Source organism: Desertibaculum subflavum (genome assembly GCA_003576705.1).
Classification (GTDB): Bacteria; Pseudomonadota; Alphaproteobacteria; order Ferrovibrionales; family Ferrovibrionaceae; genus Desertibaculum; species Desertibaculum subflavum.
Map to the genome: position 1 here is coordinate 72,127 of QOZS01000008.1, position 20,572 is coordinate 92,698.

Sequence of the window (20,572 nt, forward strand, 5' to 3'; positions counted from 1 at the left end):
GGTATATCTTGGCCGAATGGCGCGAGACGGCCAAGGCCGAATTTGGCTAGATTCCGGACGACCGGCGGAGGATTCCAGGCCATGCCCGAGATATCGATGCGCTCGCTGCTGCTCAATCTGGGGCATGCGCTCGATCACTTTTTCCTGCTGATCTACACCACGGCGGTCATCGCCATGGCGCCGGAATTCGGGCTCAGTTACGGCGAGATGCTGCCCTATGCGACCGGCGCCTTCATCGCCTTCGGGCTCGGCTCGCTGCCGGCCGGCTGGCTCGGAGACCACTGGAGTCGCCACGGCATGATGATCGTGTTCTTCATCGGCATCGGCCTTGCCTCGCTCGCCACCGGGCTGGCCCGATCCCCCTGGCAGATCGGCATCGCGCTCACAGTCGTCGGCATCTTCGCCGCGATCTACCATCCGGTCGGCATCGCCATGCTGGTGCAGAACGCCAGGGCGGTCGGCCTGACGCTCGGCGTCAATGGCCTTGCCGGCAATCTCGGCGTCGCGCTCGCCGCGCTGATCACCGGTTTTCTCGTCGATATTTACGGCTGGCGTATGGCATTCTACCTGCCGGGCGCGCTCTCGATCCTGCTCGGCATCGCCTTCTGGCTAACGGTGCCGAAGGAGGATTTGGCGCCGGCCAAGCGGGCGCCGAAGATCCTGCCGCTGCCACGCCAGCTTTTGATCCGCGTCTTCGTGGTGCTGACCGCCACGTCGATCTGCGGCAGCCTGATCTTCAACGTGACCACCGTCTCGATGCCCAAGCTGTTCCAGGAACGGCTGGATCAGATTGCCACCACGGGCAGCGAAATCGGCATCTATGTCGCCATCGTGTTCGCGCTGGCGGCGCTGGCCCAGCTCTTCTCGGGCCATCTGATCGACAAGCATCCACTGAAGGCGGTGTTCCTGCCGGTCGCACTGGTGCAGGTGCCGCTGTTCTATCTCGCCGCGACGGCCGACAACCTGCCGCTGCTGGTGCTGGCGACGGCGGCGATGTTCCTCGTCTTCGGCCAGATCCCGTTCGGCGATGCCATGGTCGCCAAGTTCTTCGACGATCGCTGGCGCTCGCGGGTCTATGCGCTCCGGCTCACCGTATCGTTCAGCGTCAGCGCGATCGCGATCCCGATCGTGGGCATCGTTCACGCCACGGGCGGCGGGTTCACCCTGCTGCTGCAGCTCCTCGCGGTGGTCGGCATGTTCACGGTGCTCGCCGTGCTGTTCCTGCCGAACGAGCGACAGGCTATCGCCGCGGCGGCGCCGGCGGAGTAGGGGGCGGGGCCTCGGCCACGCGGCAATCGAGCACCCAGACATCGTAGACAGGGTGCTCCATCGCGGCGACGGCGGGGCTGGAGGCGAACATCCAGCCGCTATAGACACGCTTCACCTCGCCGTTCGGCTGCACGTCGTCGATCTCGAGGAAGGCGGCGGACTCCGGCGGTTCCTCCGGCGGGCGCTTGCGGCAGGCGCGCACGGTTATGCGGAGGCGGTTGAAGCCGACGGTCTGGCCGACCGGCGCCTCGAACCGGCTCACGCGCGCCGTGACCTTGTCGAGCCCCTGCAGCACGGCGGCGGTGCCTTCGAGCGATTCAGCCCGCGCGCCACCGCCGAGCAGCGCGGCGACGGCAACCGCCAGGGCTGCGCAGCCGTGCCGCTTCACGGCTTCGCCGCCGCGAAGCGCAGCCGCACATAATCCGCGAACCAGCGGCCTTGCTCGTCGCGCAGCAGCGGCGCCAACAGCCGTTCCGCTTCGGCCACGGCGGCGGCGCGTTCGCCCGCCGGCAATGCGGAGAGAAAGGCCGCACCGAAGGTCTCGATCCAACCGGCCAGGCCGGTGGGGAGCAGGGTCGGCCGGTGGATCAGCTCGATCCGATCGACCCTGAAGCCGCCCTTCGCGAGTCTGGCCGCATAGGCATCGGCGGTCGGGAAGTACCAGGGGTCGAGCGGCGCCGGATCGACCCCGCGCGCGAGCATGACGGCGCGGAGCGCCGTGCGGCAGGCGACGACATTGCCGAAGCCGCCGAACTCGCCGACGAAACGCCCGCCCTTGCGGAGCGACTGCGCCACGCCGGCGATCACCGCGTCGGCATCCTTGATCCAGTGCAGCACCGCATTGCTGAACACCGCGTCGAACTCGTCGGCGAAAAGCAGCTGCGTTCCGCTCATCACGCGCGCATCGAGCCCGCGTGCCTTGGCGGCGCCGACCATGTCCGGCGCCGCGTCGACGCCCACGACCCGGCAGCCGAGCGCCACCAGCTTCTCGGTCAGCGCGCCGTCGCCGCAGCCAAGATCAAGCACCCGCTCGCCGGCAACCGGCGCGAGCCATTCCACCACAGGCTGGCCGAGATCGGCGACGAAGCGGGCATTCTTCGCGTAAGTGTCGGCGCGCCATTGCTGACCCGCCGCAAGCGCCTCGTTCACGGCTTCGCGCCGCTGCCGCTGCCGCTGGTCGACGAGAAGATCGCCTGGCCGATCAGGTCGAGCAGGCTGACGGCGCCCTGTGTGTAGCGCACTTCCTCGCCGGCCTTCAGCATGTTGTCGGAGCCGCCCGGCTCGAGCGCCAGGTAATTGCCCCCGAGCAGGCCGAGGCTCGCGATCTTCGCGGCGCTGTCGTCGGGGATCTTGATGCTGCTGTCGACGGTGAAGTTGACCACGGCGCGGTAGCTTTCCGGATCCAGCGACTGGCCGGTGACGGTGCCCACCTTGATACCGCTCATCCGCACATCGCCGCCGATCGCAAGACCGTCCACCTTGTCGAACTTGGCGACCAGCGCATAGCCGCCGAGCCCCCGATTGCCGGTGCTGGTATAGGCGTAGGTGAGAAAGAACCCGGCAACGGCGATCACCACCGCGCCGATGATCGTCTCGACAATGCTCCCCGACATCAGCCCTCTCGCCTCACTCCGGTTGCCAGGCCTCGTAATCGCCCGTCGCGCGCGCCCGCTTGCCGCCGCGCTCCAGGGCGCCGGCCGGACGATAGGCCTCCGGCGTGCCGGTCAGGTTGGGCAGATGCTCCTTCTGCCAGGCCAGCGGCGGCGTCGCGATCGGGAAAGTGTCGGTCGTGTAGTGCAGCCAGGCATGCCATTCGGGCGGCACCTTGGAGGCCTCGGCCTCGCCCTGATAGAGCACCCAACGCCGCCGCTCGCCCTTCTTGTGGCGGAAATAGCGGTTGCCGTAGGTGTCCTGGCCGACCTCCTCGCCGTTGAGCCATGTGTAGAACCGCGTGCGGACGGTCATGAGCTGCGGGACTCGCGATGCCTGCTGAAAAAGCGGCGCGGACTATGGCATCGCCCCCCTGCATCGTCCAGCAAGGCGGCTCGCAAAAGCATCGTTGCCACCTGCCGTGGCCCTGTGGATAAAATCCCGCAGTCATCCAGAGTCGCGCAGGCTTCAACCCCCTTTGGAGCCTTTCCGACAATAAAACCCGGTTGACCCCCTTCCCCCACCGCCGCTAGATTTTGTGCCCCAGAGACAGCGCATCACAAGATGTTGCGTCTCCGGGAGAGGGGACTGTCGCATAAGTCCCTTGAATCGCTTCACAGAATCGGGGGCCCGGGACCATGCGCATCCAGCGTCACTTCACCACCAAAGGGCAGGATCCCTACGCGGCGATCGCCTTCGCGCAGACCAGCAGCGAGATCCGCAACCCCGACGGATCGGTGGTGTTCAGGCTGGAGGGAATCGAGGTTCCGTCGGATTGGTCGCAGGTCGCCTGCGACATCCTCGCGCAGAAATATTTCCGCAAGGCCGGCGTGCCGGCGCGCCTGAAGCCGGTCGAAGAGAACACGGTGCCGAGCTGGCTCTGGCGCTGCGTCGCCGATGAGAAGGCCCTCGCGGCCCTGCCGAAGGAACAGCGCTATACCCAGGAGACCAGCGCCAAGCAGGTGTTCGACCGGCTGGCCGGCACCTGGACCTATTGGGGCTGGAAGGGCGGCTATTTCGACAGCGAAGAGGACGCGCTCGCCTTCTTCGACGAGATGCGCTTCATGGCGGCGCGCCAGATGGGTGCCGCCAACTCGCCGCAATGGTTCAACACCGGCCTGCACTGGGCCTATGGCATCGACGGGCCGGCCCAGGGCCATTTCTATGTCGACTACAAGACCGGCCAGCTCAAGCGCTCGGAAAGCGCCTACGAGCATCCGCAGCCGCATGCCTGCTTCATCCAGTCGGTCGCCGACGACCTTGTGAACGAAGGCGGCATCATGGACCTCTGGGTCCGCGAGGCGCGTCTGTTCAAGTACGGCTCCGGCACCGGCACCAATTTCTCGGCGCTGCGGGGCGAGGGCGAGAAGCTGTCGGGCGGCGGTAAGTCCTCCGGCCTGATGAGCTTCCTGAAGATCGGCGACCGCGCCGCCGGCGCCATCAAGTCGGGCGGCACCACGCGGCGCGCCGCCAAGATGGTGACGGTGGATATCGATCACCCCGATATCGAGCAGTACATCAACTGGAAGGTCGTCGAGGAGCAGAAGGTGGCGAGCATGGTGGCCGGCTCGCGCCTTGCCGCCCGGCACCTCAACGCCATCATCGCCGCCTGCCACAGCGGGCAGGAGGGGCCGGGCCGGTTCGAGCCGAAGGACAACCCGCTGCTCAAGCGCGAGATGATCGCCGCCCGCAAGGCGATGATCCCGGAGAACTACATCCTGCGCGTGGTGCAGTTCGCCCGGCAGGGATATACCGCGATCGAGTTCCCGAGCTTCGACACCGATTGGGACGGCGAGGCCTATCTGTCGGTTTCCGGCCAGAACTCGAACAACTCGGTTCGCGTCTCCAACGCCTTCCTCGAGGCGGTGGAGCAGGACGGCGACTGGGACCTGGTGCGCCGCACCGACCGCAAGGTGTCGAAGACCCTGAAGGCGCGCGAGCTGTGGGAGCGTGTCTCCTACGCCGCCTGGGCCTCAGCCGATCCGGGCATCCAGTACGACGGCACGATCAACGAGTGGCACACCTGCCCGGCGGATGGCCGCATCAACGCGTCCAATCCGTGCTCCGAGTACATGTTCTTGGACGATACGGCCTGCAACCTGGCCTCGCTCAACCTGATGACCTTCCTGAAGGCCGACGGGTCGTTCGACATCGAGGGCTTCCGCCACGCGGTCCGGCTGTGGACCATGGTGCTGGAGATCTCGGTGCTGATGGCGCAGTTCCCCTCCCAGCGCATCGCCGAGCTCTCCTATGTGTTCCGCACGCTCGGCCTGGGCTACGCCAATATCGGCGGCCTCCTGATGGCGATGGGCCTCGGCTACGATTCCGACGAAGGCCGGGCGCTCTGCGCCGCGATCACTGCGCTGATGACCGGCGCTTCCTACGCGACCAGCGCCGAGATGGCGGGCGAGCTCGGGCCGTTCCCGGGCTTCGAGCGCAATCGCGAGGCCATGCTGCGGGTGATCCGCAATCACCGGCGGGCTGCCTGGAGCAAGACCGAAGGCTTCGAGGAGCTGTCGGTCGCGCCGGTGCCGCTCGATGCGGCGAACTGCCCTGACCGGGCGCTGGTGGCGGCAGCGCGGGCGGCCTGGGACGAGGCGTTGGATCTCGGTCAGCAGCACGGCTATCGCAACGCCCAGGCCTCGGTCATCGCGCCGACCGGCACGATCGGCCTGGTGATGGATTGCGACACCACCGGCATCGAGCCCGACTTCGCCATCGTGAAATTCAAGAAGCTGGCCGGCGGCGGCTATTTCAAGATCATCAACCGCACCGTCCCGCGCGCCCTCGCCAAGCTCGGCTATGCGCAAGGCCAGATCGAGGAGATCGTCGCCCATGCGGTCGGCCGCGGCACCTTGAACGGGGCGCCCGGCGTCAACTGGGAAAGCCTGAAGCGGAAGGGCTTCGACGACGAGGCGATCAACCGGGTCGAAGGCGGCCTCGGCAGTGCCTTCGACATTCGTTACGCCTTCAACAAGTGGACTCTCGGCGAAGCGTTCTGCACCGATGTGCTGAAGTTGCCGGTCGAGAAGCTGGACGAGGTCGGTTTCGACCTGCTCGCCAGTCTCGGCTTCAACAAGGCGGAGATCGAGGCGGCCAACGCCTATTGCTGCGGCAGCATGACGGTCGAGGGCGCGCCGCACCTCAAGGCCGAGCATCTGCCGGTCTTCGATTGCGCGAGCCCCTGCGGCCGCGACGGCAAGCGCTTCCTCTCCGCCGAGAGCCATATCCGCATGATGGCGGCGGCGCAGCCCTTCATCTCCGGCGCCATCTCGAAGACCATCAACATGCCGAACCAGGCGACGGTCGAGGATTGCCACCGGGCCTACATGCTGTCGTGGAAGCTCGGGCTCAAGGCGAACGCGCTCTACCGCGACGGCTCCAAGCTGTCGCAGCCGCTTTCGGCCGTGGTGCTTGAGGAAGAGGCGGCCGAGATCGCCGCCGAAGTGGCGCAGGCGCCGGCGGCGCAGCGCGCGACCATCGTCGCCGAGCGCATCGTCGAGAAGCGCATCGTCGAGCGCCTCAAGCTGCCGAACCGCCGCAAGGGCTATGCGCAGAAGGCGGTGGTCGGCGGCCATAAGGTCTATCTGCACACCGGCGAGTATGCCGACGGCAAGCTCGGCGAGATCTTCATCGACATGCACAAGGAAGGCGCCGCCTTCCGCAGCCTGATGAACAATTTCGCCATCGCGATCTCGATCGGCCTGCAATACGGGGTGCCGCTCGAGGAATTCGTCGACGCCTTCACCTTCACCCGGTTCGAGCCGAACGGCATGGTGGAAGGCAACGACGCCATCAAGATGGCGACCTCGATCCTGGACTACGTCTTCCGCGAGCTCGCCATCTCCTATCTCGGCCGCAACGACCTCGCCCATGCCGAGCCGGACGACATGCGGCACGACTCGCTCGGCGAGGGCGCGGAAGAGGGGACGATCTCCCCCACAGCTGCGCCGAGCATCGCCAAGATCGCCTCCAACGGCTACGTGCGCTCGAAGCTGGTGGTGCTGGCCGGCGGCAACCGGGGCGAGGCGACGGCGTCCGCGGGCGGCGCGGTCGCCGTGGCGAGCGGCACCGGCGCCACCGCCATCGCGCTGTCGAGCGAAGTGATCGAACAGGTCGACGGCCGGCTGCAACGCATCCGCGAAGCGCGCATGAAGGGTTACGAGGGGGATGCCTGCGGCGAATGCGGCAATTTCACCCTGGTGCGCAACGGCACCTGCCTGAAATGCGACACCTGCGGCTCGACCAGCGGCTGCTCGTGACCGTCGCCGCACCGAGGTGACGATCACGGCCCGCTCCACGCCGGCGATCGATCTCGCGATCGCCGGCTCGCCGCGCGAGATCACGGCGATCCAGCGCTTCCGCTATCAGGTCCTGGTCGAAGCGCAGGGCGGCGAGAGCGCGGATGCGGACCGCAAGCATCGCATCGTCGCCGATGCGGTGGATGCCGCAGCCCAGCATCTTTTTGTGCGCACCATCACCGGCGCGCTCGCCGCCACGGTGCGTCTGATCCCGGCGGCGATCGACGTTCTGCCGCCGGCCGGCGCCGATGCCCTCAGGCTCGGCGGGTTTCTGAATTTCGGCCGGCAGGCTGCGTGCGTGCAGGACCGGCTGGTGGTGGGCGAGGCGGGGGCCGCCGGCATCATGGCGACCCTGCTGGGCGGTGCCGTGCGCGTGGCGCGGCAGATCGGTGCCCGCTTCCTCTGCACGGCGGTGCCGGCGAGCCAGGTAAAGGCCTTCGAACAGCTCGGCTATCGCGGCTATGCGGAAGGCTTCGTCGACCGTGACGACCAGTATCTCGTGCCGCTGGTGCTGCTGACGGAGGACTATATACACCTCGCCACCGTCAACTCGCCCTTCGCCCGGCTGATCGTGCGCGAGGACAATCCGCGCACCACCGCGGACTGGTTCGCCAAGACCTATCCGGCGCCGTCACGGACGGGCGCCAAAGGCGTGAGCGAGGACCAGATCTGGGAGCGTCTGACCCAGACCCTGCGGCAGAGCCCGCTCGAGGGCATACCCCTGCTGCACGACCTCTCCTACGCGGATGCCCGGCGTTTCGTCGGCGTCGGAAGGCTGAAGCGCTGCCATACGGGTGACGTGCTGGTACGACAGGGCGATGTCGGCCGCGACATGTTCGTCGTCATCGGCGGGGAGGTCGAGGTGCGCCGGATCGACCGCAAGGGCGCGAGCAAGCGGGTCGCCGCGCTCGGCCGCGGCGACGTGTTCGGCGAGATGGCCTATCTCTCCGAGGCGCCGCGCACCGCCGACGTCGTCGCGCTGACCGAGGGGGAGGTGCTGGTGCTGAACCAGCAGACCATGCAGCGCGCCATCCAGGAGATGCCGGCGGTGGCGGCGCGCGTGCTGTTCAACCTGTCGCTGATCCTGAGCGACCGGCTCGGCAAGACGACGGCAAAGCTGGTCTAGCTAGGTGAAAGCGCGACGCAGCGCGGCGCCGATCTCCTCCGTCGCCACCGCCGCCGCGTCGATCAGCCGCCCCATGCCGAGGAAGCCGTGGATCATGCCGTCGAAGGGACGATGTACGACCTGGACGCCGGCGCGCTGCAAGGCCTCGGCATAGGCACGGCCCTCGTCACGCAGGACATCATATCCGGCGGTGATGACCAAAGCCGGCGGCAGGCCACGGTGGTCCGGCGCGTGTAGCGGCGACGCGCGCCAGTCGCGCGTCTCCGGCGCGGCATTCAGATAGTGGTCGATGAACCAGGCCATGGCGGCCGCCGTCAGGCCGACGCCTTCGGCGTGCTCGCGGTACGAGGCATGGCCGCGGGTGAAATCGGTGACCGGGTAGACCAGCACCTGGTGGCGCAGGGCAGGCCCGCCGCGTTCCCGCGCCGCCAGCGCGGCGACGGCGGCGAGATTGCCGCCAGCGCTGTCGCCGCCGACGGCGAGGCGCCCCCGATCGATGCGCAGCTTGTCGCCATGCTCGGCGAGCCAGGTCAGGACGGCATAGGCGTCCTCCGCGGCTGCCGGGAACTTCGCCTCCGGCGGACGGCGGTAGTCGACGCTGACCACCGCGGCGCCGGCCGCATTGGCGAGCGCGCGGCAGATGCCGTCATGGGTGTCGAGATCGCCCATCACCCAGCCGCCGCCGTGATACCAGATCAAGGCCGGCAGGACGGCGCCGGCCGCGCTGCCGACGGGGCGGAAATGGCGCACCGGGATCGGCCCGCCCGGTCCCGGCAGGCTCAAATTCTCCACCCAGGCGACCGGCGCGGGCGGCGGCACCACGGCGGCGCGGCCTTCCTTGTACTGCCGACGCGCCGCGTCGGGCGAGAGCGTCTCCACCGCCGGCCGACCGGCCGCAGCGGCGAGCTCGAGGGCATGGCGTGCTTGCGGATCGAGCGTCATGGGCGGATCAACCCCGGAAGAAAGGCCGCGCGACGGGCCGGTGGTTCAACTCGGCGGCACCACGCGGATGTGGAGTTCCTTCAGCTGCTTCGCCGCCACCTCGCCCGGGGCGCCCATCATCAGGTCCTGCGCCTGCTGGTTCATCGGGAACAGGATGACCTCGCGGATGTTCGGCTCGTCGGCCAGCAGCATGACGATGCGGTCGATGCCGGGCGCGATGCCACCATGCGGCGGCGCACCGTAGCGGAAGGCGTTCAGCATGCCGCCGAAGCGCTTCTCCACTTCCTCGGCCGGATAGCCGGCGATGCGGAAGGCTTCCAGCATGATGTCGGGGCGATGGTTGCGGATCGCGCCCGACGACAGCTCCACGCCGTTGCAGACGATGTCGTATTGGAAGGCCAGGATGTCGAGCGGGTCCTTCGACGTCAGCGCTTCCAGCCCACCCTGCGGCATCGAGAAGGGATTGTGCGAGAAATCGACCCGCTTCTCGTCCTCGTTCCACTCGAACATCGGGAAGTCGACGATCCAGCAGCACTTGAAGATGCCCTGCTCGATCACGCCGAGCTCCTCGCCCAGGCGCGTGCGGGCGAGGCCGGCGAGCCTCGCCGCCTTGTCGGCCTTGTCGGCCGCGAAGAACACGGCATCGCCATCCTTCAGGCCGGCAGCGCTCTTGATCTTTGCCAACCGGTCCGCGTCCAGGTTTTTGGCGATCGGCCCCTTCGCCTCGCCGGCATCGAACACGATGTAGCCGAGGCCGGCGGCGCCTTCGCTGCGCGCCCATTCGTTCATCTTGTCGAAGAAGCTGCGGGGCCGGCCAGCGGCGCCCGGCGCCGGAATGGCGCGCACCACGGCGCCGTTCTCGATCGCCTTGGCGAAAATGCCGAAGCCGGAGCCGCGGAAGGCCTCCGTGACGTCGGCGATGATGATCGGATTGCGCAGGTCCGGCTTGTCGGAGCCGTATTTCAGCATCGATTCCCGGAACGGGATGCGCGGGAAGGGCCCCGGCACCTTGCGGGAACCGGCGAACTCCTCGAACACGCCGTGGATCACCGGCTCCACCGCGGCGAAGACGTCGTCCTGGGTGACGAAGCTCATCTCCAGGTCGAGCTGGTAGAACTCGCCGGGGCTCCTGTCCTTGCGGGCGTCCTCGTCGCGGAAGCAGGGCGCGATCTGGAAATAGCGGTCGAAGCCCGACACCATGATCAGTTGCTTGAACTGCTGCGGCGCCTGCGGCAGGGCGTAGAACCGGCCGGGATGCATGCGGCTCGGCACCAGGAAGTCGCGCGCGCCCTCGGGCGAGGAGGCGGTCAGGATCGGTGTCTGGAACTCGGTGAAGCCCTGGTCGTGCATGCGCCGGCGGATCGAGGCGATCACCTTCGAACGCAGCACGATGTTCTGGTGCAGCCGGTCGCGCCGCAGATCGAGGAAACGGTATTTAAGGCGAATCTCCTCCGGGTATTCCTGCTCGCCGAACACCGGCATCGGCAGTTCCTCGGCCGCAGAGAGCACCTCCAGCGTCTGCGCCTGCACTTCGACATGGCCGGTCGGCAGGCTCGTGTTCACGGTCTCAGGCGTCCGTGCGACCACCTTGCCGGTAATGCAGACGACGCTTTCCGAGCGCAGCCCCTCGGCGATCCTGAAGATGTCGGAACCGGTCGTCAGCACGCATTGCGTAACGCCGTAATGGTCGCGCAGGTCGATGAACAGCAGGCTCCCGTGGTCGCGCTTCCGGTGCACCCAGCCGGACAGGCGGACGATCTCGCCGACTTGCTCGGGCCGGAGGGCGCCGCAGGTATGGGTGCGATAGGAGTGCATGGACCGGGGACCTAGAGATGGGGAAGCCGGGAAAACACACAGCCATCTATGGCTTGTCAAGGCAAGGCGCGGTTAATGGCCGGTCAGAGCCCGGCCAGGCCGCGGAACAGGGCAAATCCGGCTGCGAGCGCAGCATAGATCAGCAACGCCGAACGCAGGCCGAAGCGGGCGAGGACATGCACCGGGGGACCGCCGCCCGGCACCGCCTGGCTCGCAATGGCGACGGTCAGGCTGACGATGGAAAGCGATGCGAAGGCGCCGTGCCCGGCGGCGGCATTGTGAATGGCCGCGAAGTCCCAGGCCAGGCCATGCGCCGCGCCGAGTGCCGTCACGGCCGGAAGGAACAATGCGTTCCCGGCCACGGCCGAGCCGGTGGTGAAGCCGCCGAGCATGCCGAGCGCGGGGGCGAGCGGAACCAGGACGGCGAGCGGGAGGCCTGCCGCCCCCGCGAGCGCGATGCGGAGCAGCCCCGTCTGTTGCATCACCTGGGCCAGCAGGATGAAAGCCAGAACCACGGCGACAGGGCGAATCGCGCGGCCGAGCGGAACGCCCCAGCGGAAGCCGCTGCCGCGCGCTGCCAGGATTGTCGCAACGATCAGCAATGCCAGACCGGGCGAGGCGAGCGGCGAGATCGCGAGGTCCCCGCCGCCGATGACCAGCACATCGTCAAGGAATGTGGCGATCGGGGGCACCAGGCGGACCAGCAACAGCAGAATCAGCGCCGCCGCGAAAGGCGCGAGGCCGCGCAGGCGCGCGAGGTCGCCGAGGCCGGGCCGGAAACGGCCGCGCAATGCCTCCCAGCCGATCCCCAGCAGGGCGACGCCGAGCCCGGCCAGCACGCCCGACGTCTCGACCAGCAGGAAGCGCGCATTGAGATGCAGCAGCGCTGCCAGCGCCAGTGCCAGCAGCACGGCAAAGACGGCGTGCCGCCTGAGCGCATCCGGCCCGCCGATCGTGGCAATCCCGATCAGCCCGACCACCACCAGCGCCGGCACTTGCAGCACGGCGCTGACGGCACCGAGCAGGTCCGGCGGCATGCCGGCGAGCGCCGCGCCGATCAGAGTCGCCAGCGCCATGGTCCCCCAGGCCATGATGTGCATGCCGAGCAGGGCCACCGGCACGCCCACGGCGGGGCCGAGCAGGCGGATCAGCACCGGTACCGCGAGCAGAAGGGAAATACCGAATCCGGTCAGGCACTCGAGCGCGGGGAACAGGCCGAGCAGCAGGATCACGGCGCAACGCTGCGGATCCATGCCGAGCGACCGCAGGCCCTCGGCTGCCTCCGTCAGCGCCCCGCGGCGGTCGAGTTCATGGTTGAGGATCAGGCCCGGCACGATCACCGAGGCCGCGCTCACCGCGATCGCCAGCGCCGTCTGGCCGGCGGCGCCGAGCGCCGGCCAGTTCAGCGTCGCGGATTCGATGGTCGCCGCGGCGAGCGCCGCGAGGGCAAGGCCGATCGCCGCGCCGATCAGGGGACCGGCCCGCAACACCAGAATCGCCGCCAGGGCGGCGGCGATCGGGGTCAAGGCGTACAAGGGGATGAGCAAGCGGGCCTGTCGGTTCGGATTGCGGCCGGAAGGAAGGTGCCGCAGACTACATCACTCAATTCCCAACCGGAGGCTGATTATGAAAGGCATGCTCGGGGCGATGGCGGCTGCGGCGACGCTCGGCCTGATGGCCCAGATGCCCGCTGCGGCGCAGCAGAAGTTCATCACCATCGGCACCGGCGGCGTCACCGGCGTCTACTATGCGGTCGGCGGCGCCGTCTGCCGCCTGGTGAACAAGGACCGCAAGACGCATGGGCTGCGCTGCTCGGTGGAATCGACCGGCGGCTCGGTCTTCAACGTCAACACCATCAAATCCGGCGAGCTCGACCTCGGCATGGCGCAGTCGGACGTGCAGTTCAACGCCACCAAGGGCGTCGCTCAGTTCAAGGAGGGCGGCGCCTATGGCGATCTTCGCTCCGTGTTCTCTGTGCATCCGGAGCCGTTCACGGTGCTGGCCCGCAAGGAGGCCGGCATCACCAAGTTCGAGGATTTCAAGGGCAAGCGGTTCAATGTCGGCAACCCGGGCTCGGGCACGCGCGCCTCGATGGACGAATTGCTTACAGCCTTGGGCTGGAAGATCTCCGATTTCGCTCTGGCATCGGAGCTGAAAGCCGATGAGCACGGCCCCGCGCTGTGCGACAACAAGATCGACGGCTTCTTCTATGCCGTCGGCCATCCTTCCGCGAACATCCAGGACCCGACCACGACTTGCGGCGCCAAGCTCGTGTCGTTGACCGGTCCGGCGATCGACAAGCTGGTGGCGGACAAGCCCTACTACGCCAAGGCGACGATTCCGGGCGGGATGTACAACAACAACCCGAACCCGACGGCGACCTACGGCGTGCTGGCGACCATGGTGACCTCTGCCAAGGTGCCGGACAACGTGATCTACGCTGTCACCAAGGCCGTGTTCGACAATTTCGACGAGTTCAAGAAGCTGCACCCGGCCTTCGCCAATCTGGACCCCAAGAAGATGGTGAAGGACGGCAACTCCGCGCCGCTGCACACCGGCGCGGCGAAGTACTTCAAGGAGAAGGGCCTCAACTGAGGCAAGGGCATCCCGGCGCCGCGCGGATGCGGCGCCGGGCCTGCCGCCATGACGTTGCGGCGAGACGGGGCAGGGGACGCCTCCGTCTTGCAAGTCTCTCGGGGGAGCACAGATGACCGACGCGGCCCGCCGGACGGCCAGCGAGGCGGAGCTTCAGGACATGGTGGCCGCCGCCGATCTCGGCGGCCGCAAGCTCACCGGCATATCGGGACGCGCGCTGTTCTGGACCGCCGTCGCCTGGTCGCTGTTCCAGCTGTGGTACGCCTCGCCGCTGCCCTTCATCTTCGGCGTATTCATCCTGAACGACACCGAGGCGCGGTCGATCCATCTTGCCTTCGCGCTGCTGCTGGCATTCCTCGCCTATCCGGGCTCGCGGGGCGCGCCGCGCGACCGGGTGCCGGCGGTGGACTGGACGATTGGCCTGCTCGGCGCCTTCGTCGCCGCCTATATCTTCTTGTTCTATGTCTCGCTCTCGACCCGGCCGGGGCAGCCCAATTGGGCGGATATGGTGGTCGGGGTCGGCGGCCTCGTCATCCTGCTGGAGGCAACCCGCCGCGCGCTCGGCCCGCCCTTGGTCGTCGTGGCGCTGGTCTTTCTCGCCTACACCTTCCTCGGGCCCTACATGCCGGAGGTCATCCAGCACAAGGGCGCTTCGGTCGAACGGCTGATCTCGCATCAGTGGCTGACCACCGAAGGCGTGTTCGGCGTCGCTCTCGGCGTCTCCACCGGCTTCGTCTTCCTCTACGTCCTGTTCGGCTCGCTGCTGGAACAGGCCGGCGCCGGCAACTGGATGATGCAGGTTTCCTTTGCGATGATGGGCCACCTGAAGGGCGGGCCCGCCAAGGTCGCGGTGGTGTCCTCGGCGCTGAACGGCGTCATCTCCGGCTCGTCGATCTCCAACGTCGTCTCCGGCGGCATCTTCACCATCCCGATGATGAAGCGCACCGGCCTCACGGGCGTGAAAGCCGGCGCGATCGAGACGGCGTCCTCGATCAACGGCCAGATCATGCCGCCGGTGATGGGCGCCGCCGCCTTCCTGATGGTCGAGTATGTCGGCATTCCCTATCCCGACATCGTCAAGCACGCGGCGTTGCCGGCGATCATCTCCTATATCGGCCTGTTCTACATCGTGCATATCGAGGCGCTGAAGATCGGCGCCGAGCCCCTGACGCGGGCGCATCAGCGCGCGCCGGCGCAGCGTGTCCTGGTCGGCGCCATGGGGCTCGCCGGCACCGTCGCCGTGATCTGCGGCCTCTATTACGCCATCACCGGCATAGCCGCGGTCTTCGGTGCTGCCGCGCCGTGGATCGTCGCGGCGCTCGGCATCGGCCTCTATGTCGGGCTGCTCGCCTATGCCGCCCGCTTCGACGACCTGCTGCCGGACGACCCGCATGCGCCCGTCGTGACGGTGCCGGCCACCTGGCCGATCGCCCGCACCGGCCTGCATTTCATTCTGCCGATCGTGGTGCTGCTCTGGTGCCTGATGGTGGAGGAGCTGTCGGCCGGCCTGTCCGCCTTCTGGGCCACCGTCACCATCATGGCGATGCTGGCGACCCAGCGGCCGCTGATCGAGCTGTTCCGCGGCGGCCGCCAGTTCGGCGCCGCGGCCGTGCGCGGCATCCGCGAGCTGATCGAGGGCCTGCATCTCGGCGCCCGCAACATGATCGGCATCGGCGTCGCCACCGCCACCGCCGGCATCGTGGTCGGCACGGTCACCTTGACCGGCATGGGCCTGATGATGACGGAGTTCGTCGAGCTTTTGTCCGGCGGCAACGTCATCCTGATGCTGGTGCTGACGGCCTTCGTCAGCCTGATCCTCGGCATGGGCATCCCGACCACGGCGAATTACATCCTGGTGGCGACCCTGATGGCGCCGGTGATCGTGGAGCTCGGCGCGCAGGCAGGCCTCGCCATCCCGCTGATCGCCGTGCACCTCTTCGTCTTCTATTTCGGCATCATGGCCGACGTGACGCCGCCGGTCGGGCTCGCCGCCTATGCCGCCGCGGCGATCTCCGGCGAGGATCCGATCAAGACCGGCTTCCAGGGCGCTTTCTATTCGCTGCGTACCGCGCTGCTGCCGTTCATCTTCGTGTTCGAGCCGCGCATCCTGCTGATCGACATCCATGCCTGGTGGGAGGTGCCGGTCGTGGCCGTGGCCGCGACCATCGCCATGATGCTGTTCGCCGCCGGCACGATGAGCTGGTTCCTGGTGAAGAGCCGGCTGTGGGAATCCGCCGCCCTGCTGCTCGCCGCCTTCGTCCTCCTGCGGCCGAGCTTCTTCTGGGACATGATCCATCCGCCGTACCAGGTGCTGCCGCCGGCGCAACTCGAGCAGGTGGTCGCCGGAATCCCCGAGGATGGACGAATGGTGATCTCGGTCTCCGGCACGACGATCGAGGGCGACGATTATGAGAAGACCGTGAGCATCCGCCTCGGTCCCGCCGGACCGGCGCGGGAACGGCTGGCGACGGCCGGGCTTCGCCTGGCGCCGGGTCTCGGCGGCGAGATGCAGGTGGCCCAGGTGCGGTTCAGCTCCTATGCCAAGAAGGCGGGGCTGGAGGCGGGCCAGAAGCTGGAATCCGTGCGGGTGCCGACCGAGCGGCCTTCGCCCTTCGTGATGATGATTCCCGCCCTGGGCCTGGCCGGCCTGGTGACGATTTTGCAGTGGATGCGCCGTCGGGCAACATCGCCGGCGTCGCATGGCTGAGCCGCCTCCCGCAAAACATTACATAACTTATTGATGTATATTATATTTTTCGAACCGGTGAATTGCTGCTGATTTTCCTCACGGCGCGGCGGGTGGTGCTAGACTTCCGCCGAGTCATGCAGACCATCACCGACACCGACACCCTGGCAGCCCTATGCGGGCGTTTGGCGGCCGCGCCCTTCGTCACGGTCGACACCGAGTTCATGCGCGAGAGCACGTTCTTCCCCAAGCTCTGCCTTGTGCAGGTCGCCGGACCGGACGAGGCGGCGGCGATTGATCCGCTCGCCGAAGGGCTGAAGCTCGATCCGTTCCTCAAGCTGCTGCGGCGCAAGCAGGTCACCAAGGTGTTCCACGCCGCGCGGCAGGATCTCGAGATCTTCCTCAACCTTATGGGCGAGCTGCCGGTGCCGGTCTACGACACCCAGGTCGCGGCGATGGTCTGCGGCTTCGGCGAGCAGGCATCCTACGAGACGTTGTGCGCCAGGCTCGCCAAGGCGACGATCGACAAGTCGTCACGCTTCACCGACTGGAGCCGGCGGCCGCTGTCGGAGCGACAGGTGACCTATGCGCTGTCCGACGTCACGCATCTGCGCACCGTCTACCAGAAGCTCGAAGCGCGGATCGCCAAGTCCGGCCGTGCCGGTTGGGTGGCGGAGGAAATGGCGACCTTGACCGACAAGACCACCTATGTGGTCGAGCCGCGCGAGGCCTGGCAGCGCATCCGCACCCGTTCGCACAATCCGAAATTCCTGGCCATTCTGCGTGAACTCGCCGCCTGGCGCGAGCTGGAGGCGCGGGCACGCGACATTCCGCGCAACCGCGTGCTGCGCGACGAGGCGCTGCTCGAGATCGCCAGCGACCCGCCGAAGGATGCCGCCGCGCTGGCGCGGGTCCGCGGTTTTTCTAAGTCGATGGCGGAAGGGCGCCACGGCCAGGCCATTCTCTCCGCGCTGGCCCGCGCCGAGGCTTTGGAGCCGGCGCAGTACCCACGGCTCGATCGAGAGCCGGACCGGCCGAAGGCTTCGGGCCCCTTGATCGAGTTGCTCAAGGTCCTGCTCAAGATGAAGTGTGACGAGCACGACGTGGCGCAGAAGCTGGTGGCGACGGTCGACGATCTCGAGCATCTCGCGGTCGACGATGAAGCCGACGTGCCAGCCCTGAGCGGCTGGCGGCGCGAAGTGTTCGGCGAGGCCGCGCTGGCGCTCAAGCGCGGCGAGTTGGCGCTCGCCGTACGACGGGGCCGGCTGACGGCCATTCCGACCGGGGCGCGCGAGGAGCCGATGCCGGCGCTGGCCGCGGCGCGTTAGCCAGTGTGACCTGCGCCACAGGCCTCTCTTGACCCGGACGCCCGCCGCTTTAAGTGTAGCTGCACTGATTCCGGAGGGGCGGGCATGGTGCAGAGTGGGGTGAAGCGGCCGCTGCTGGTGCTGCTGGCAGGCGGGCTGACGCTGATGATCGCGTTCGGCACCCGGCAAAGCTATTCCGTCTTCCTCAAGCCGATGACCAGCGATCTTGGCTGGTCGCGCGAGGCCTTCGCGCTGGCGCTCGGCCTCGCCCAGCTGCTCTGGGGCGTGGCGCAACCCTTCGCCGGCGCCATGGCGGTCCGCTACGGCGCCGCGCGGGTGGCCGCGATCGGGGCGCTCGTTTCCGGCGCCGGCATGGTCGCCTCGGCCTTCGCGTCCTCGCCCGGCATGTTTCAGCTGACCGCCGGCGTCATCGTCGGGACGTTCGGCGCCGGCGTCGGCTTTGCCACCATCCTCGCCGCCATTGCGCAATCCTATCCGCCGGAGAAGCGCACCATCGTCATGGGCATCGGCACATCGCTTGCCTCCTTCGGGCAGTTCGTCTTCGTGCCGCTCGGTCAGGAATTCATCGTCGCCTATGGCTGGCAGACAGCGCTGATCATGATCGGCAGCTGCGCCTTCGCCGGCGTGTTCCTGGCAGGTGCGCTGCCCGGCGCGCCGCCGGCGCCGACCGGCCACCAGCAGAGCTGGTCGGAGGCCACGCGAGAGGCGCTGGCGCATCCCGGCTTCCTGATGGTGTCGGCCGCCTATTTCGTCTGCGGTTTCCACGTCGCCTTCATCGGCGCGCATCTGCCGGCCTATCTCAGCGACCAGGGCCTGGACCCGCGCATCGGCGCTTGGGCGATCGCGATGATCGGCGCCGGCAATATCATCGGCAGCACGGTGGCCGGCTTGCTGGGGTCGCGCTTCCGCAAGCGCATCGTGCTCGGCCTGATCTACTTCCTGCGCGCCGTCGTGATCACCGCCTTCATCCTGCTGCCGACGACGGTGGAAACCGCCATGGCCTTTGCCGTCGCGATGGGCCTGCTCTGGCTTTCCACCGTGCCGCTGACCACCGGTATCGTGGGCCAGATCTTCGGCATGCAGCACTTCGCCATGCTGAACGGTTTGGCCTTCATGATGCACCAGGTCGGCGCCATCATCGGCGTCTGGTTGGCCGGTCGCCTGTTCGACACCACCGGCTCCTATGCGGTCACATGGTGGATTGCCGTGGCCCTTGGCGTAATCGCGGCGGCGTTCTGCTTCCCGGCCAACGACCGCGCGATCGTTCGCCAACCGGCGCCCGCGATGCGCTAGCATCGCGGGCATGGAACCCGCCCAGACCCATCTGCTTGCCGCCGCCGCCTTCTGGCTGGCGGTGCATATCGGCCTTGCCGGGACAGCCCTGCGCGGCCGGCTGATCGGCGCCCTCGGCGCCAACGGCTTCAGGGGCCTGTTCTCCGTGCTGTCGGTGGTCGGCCTCGGCCTGCTGATCTGGACCTACAATCGGGCGGGCCAGCCGGAAGCTTTCCTCGGCCTATGGGCGCCGGAGCGGTGGACGTACTGGGTGCCCTTCCTGGTCATGCCGGTCGCGTTGCTGCTCTTCGTCGGCTCGGTCACCGCGCCGAACCCGACCGCCGTCGGGGCGGAGGGCCTGCTGCAGAGGCCCGATCCCGCCCGCGGCATCCTCCGCATCACGCGGCATCCGATGCTCTGGTCCTTCGTCCTCTGGGCCGCAGCGCACATGGTTCCGAACGGCGATTTCGCCTCGCTCGTGCTGTTCGCCACCATCCTCGTCACCGCGCTGTACGGCATGCCGAGCATCGACCGCAAGCGCGCCGCGGCCGACCCGCGGGGTTGGGCCGCCTATGCCGGCAAGACATCCATCGTGCCATTTGCCGCCATCGTGAGCGGGCGCAACCAGCTCGTTCTATCGGAGATCGGCCTGTGGCGTATCGCCGTCGCGCTGGTGGCGTGGATCGTTCTGTTCGTGGTGCACGGGCCGGTGCTCGGCGTCAGCGCGATCCCGTTCTGAGCTGTCACTCACAAGCAGATCCGGGGAGAGACATGGAGTACCAGCACATCCTGTTTGCGGTGCAGGACGGCATCGCGCGCATCACCCTCAATCGTCCCGAGGTCTACAACGCCATGAACATCCGCATGGCGCAGGACCTGATGCATGCGGCGATTGCCTGCGACGAGGACCCATCCATTCGCTGCGTCGTGCTGACCGGCGCCGGCAAGGCCTTCGGCGCCGGCGGCGATCTCGCGAGCTTCGCCAAGGCCGGCGACAGCGTGCCGGCCCTGATGAAGGAGATGACCGTCTACTTCCACGCCGCGGTGTCGCGCTTTGCGCGCATGAACGCGCCGATGATCGTGGCCGTCAACGGCGTCGCGGCCGGCGCCGGCTTCTCCACCATGCTGATGGGCGATATCGCCATCGCCGCGGAATCGGCGCGCTTCACCCTCGCTTACACGAGGGCCGGCCTGACGCCGGATGGCGGCTCGACCTATTACCTCGGCCGTGCCATCGGGCTGCGCCGCGCCGTCGAGCTCGCGCTGACCAACCGCTCGCTGACGGCGCGCGAAGCCTTGGACTGGGGCATCGTCAACAAGGTGGTGCCGGACGCGGATCTGGCCGCCGAGACCGATGCGCTGGCCCGCGCGCTCGCCGCCGGCCCGACGCGCGCCTTCGGCGGCGCCAAGCGCCTGCTGGCCCAGGGCCTCGAGGAATCGCTGGAGACCCAGATGGAGCACGAGGCGCGCGGCATCGCCGACGCCGCCCGCGGCGCCGACGGCCAGGAGGGCATCGCGGCGTTCCTGGCCAAGCGGGCGCCGAGCTTCACCGGTCGCTGAGGCAGCCTTCGGCAGAATCGGGCAAGCT

Annotated in this window: 15 protein-coding genes and 1 pseudogene; 9 read left to right on the top strand and 7 right to left on the bottom strand. The window is 67.9% G+C overall.

Annotated elements, in window-relative coordinates; genetic code table 11:
• The first annotated feature begins 81 nt into the window (after positions 1-81).
• A complete protein-coding gene (locus DT074_RS06140; RefSeq protein ID WP_119418943.1) occupies positions 82-1,269 on the top strand; it encodes an MFS transporter in 1,188 nt (395 codons plus the stop codon).
• Here DT074_RS06140 and DT074_RS06145 read toward each other — a convergent pair.
• The 4 genes and pseudogenes from DT074_RS06145 to DT074_RS06160 form a co-directional block, all read right to left on the bottom strand.
• The gene (locus DT074_RS06145; protein WP_119418944.1) at positions 1,241-1,657 is read right to left on the bottom strand and encodes a DUF2155 domain-containing protein; all 417 of its coding nucleotides are present in this window, start codon (positions 1,655-1,657) and stop codon (positions 1,241-1,243) included. The two genes, DT074_RS06140 and DT074_RS06145, sit on opposite strands and share 29 nt — an antisense overlap.
• Positions 1,654-2,418, bottom strand: a complete 765-nt coding sequence (locus DT074_RS06150; protein WP_119418945.1) for a class I SAM-dependent methyltransferase — start codon at positions 2,416-2,418, stop codon at positions 1,654-1,656. Before DT074_RS06150 ends, DT074_RS06145 begins: the two co-directional genes overlap by 4 nt.
• Complete coding sequence (gene mlaD, locus DT074_RS06155; protein ID WP_119418946.1) at positions 2,415-2,882, bottom strand: outer membrane lipid asymmetry maintenance protein MlaD; 468 nt, start codon at positions 2,880-2,882, stop codon at positions 2,415-2,417. The genes DT074_RS06150 and mlaD overlap by 4 nt, the downstream gene beginning before the upstream one ends.
• Before the next feature lie 13 nt (positions 2,883-2,895).
• Positions 2,896-3,240, bottom strand: a pseudogene (locus tag DT074_RS06160) (NADH:ubiquinone oxidoreductase subunit NDUFA12); the annotation flags it as partial.
• 317 nt (positions 3,241-3,557) lie between these two features.
• Here DT074_RS06160 and DT074_RS06165 point away from each other — a divergent pair.
• Together DT074_RS06165 and DT074_RS06170 are read left to right on the top strand one after the other, a co-directional pair.
• Positions 3,558-7,181, top strand: coding sequence for a vitamin B12-dependent ribonucleotide reductase (locus DT074_RS06165; RefSeq protein ID WP_119418948.1), 3,624 nt, complete (start codon positions 3,558-3,560; stop codon positions 7,179-7,181).
• Between the two features lie 16 nt (positions 7,182-7,197).
• On the top strand, positions 7,198-8,346 hold the full coding sequence (locus DT074_RS06170) for a cyclic nucleotide-binding domain-containing protein (protein ID WP_119418949.1): 1,149 nt from the start codon (positions 7,198-7,200) through the stop codon (positions 8,344-8,346).
• Here the strand turns inward: DT074_RS06170 and lipP1 are convergent, their stop codons facing one another.
• The 3 genes from lipP1 to DT074_RS06185 form a co-directional block, all read right to left on the bottom strand.
• Positions 8,347-9,288: a LipP1 family hormone-sensitive lipase gene (gene lipP1, locus DT074_RS06175; protein WP_119418950.1), complete on the bottom strand. Its 942-nt coding sequence runs from the start codon at positions 9,286-9,288 to the stop codon at positions 8,347-8,349.
• A gap of 45 nt (positions 9,289-9,333) precedes the next feature.
• Positions 9,334-11,103, bottom strand: a complete 1,770-nt coding sequence (gene aspS, locus DT074_RS06180; protein ID WP_119418951.1) for an aspartate--tRNA ligase — start codon at positions 11,101-11,103, stop codon at positions 9,334-9,336.
• Between the two features lie 83 nt (positions 11,104-11,186).
• Positions 11,187-12,650, bottom strand: coding sequence for an L-lactate permease (locus DT074_RS06185; protein WP_162914666.1), 1,464 nt, complete (start codon positions 12,648-12,650; stop codon positions 11,187-11,189).
• Positions 12,651-12,729: 79 nt separating this feature from the next.
• Between DT074_RS06185 and DT074_RS06190 the strand changes: the two genes are divergently transcribed.
• From DT074_RS06190 to DT074_RS06215, 6 genes are all read left to right on the top strand, one after another.
• Complete coding sequence (locus DT074_RS06190; protein WP_119418953.1) at positions 12,730-13,698, top strand: TAXI family TRAP transporter solute-binding subunit; 969 nt, start codon at positions 12,730-12,732, stop codon at positions 13,696-13,698.
• A 202-nt stretch (positions 13,699-13,900) separates the two neighbouring features.
• Positions 13,901-16,405: a TRAP transporter permease gene (locus DT074_RS06195; protein WP_162914671.1), complete on the top strand. Its 2,505-nt coding sequence runs from the start codon at positions 13,901-13,903 to the stop codon at positions 16,403-16,405.
• Positions 16,406-16,467: 62 nt separating this feature from the next.
• Positions 16,468-17,712, top strand: a complete 1,245-nt coding sequence (gene rnd, locus DT074_RS06200; RefSeq protein WP_368744481.1) for a ribonuclease D — start codon at positions 16,468-16,470, stop codon at positions 17,710-17,712.
• 84 nt (positions 17,713-17,796) lie between these two features.
• On the top strand, positions 17,797-19,005 hold the full coding sequence (locus DT074_RS06205; protein WP_119418955.1) for an MFS transporter: 1,209 nt from the start codon (positions 17,797-17,799) through the stop codon (positions 19,003-19,005).
• Between the two features lie 10 nt (positions 19,006-19,015).
• Positions 19,016-19,723, top strand: a complete 708-nt coding sequence (locus DT074_RS06210) for an NnrU family protein (protein WP_119418956.1) — start codon at positions 19,016-19,018, stop codon at positions 19,721-19,723.
• 32 nt (positions 19,724-19,755) lie between these two features.
• Entirely contained in the window at positions 19,756-20,544 is a 789-nt protein-coding gene (locus DT074_RS06215) for an enoyl-CoA hydratase/isomerase family protein (RefSeq protein WP_119418957.1), read from the top strand.
• Positions 20,545-20,572 lie beyond the last annotated feature (28 nt).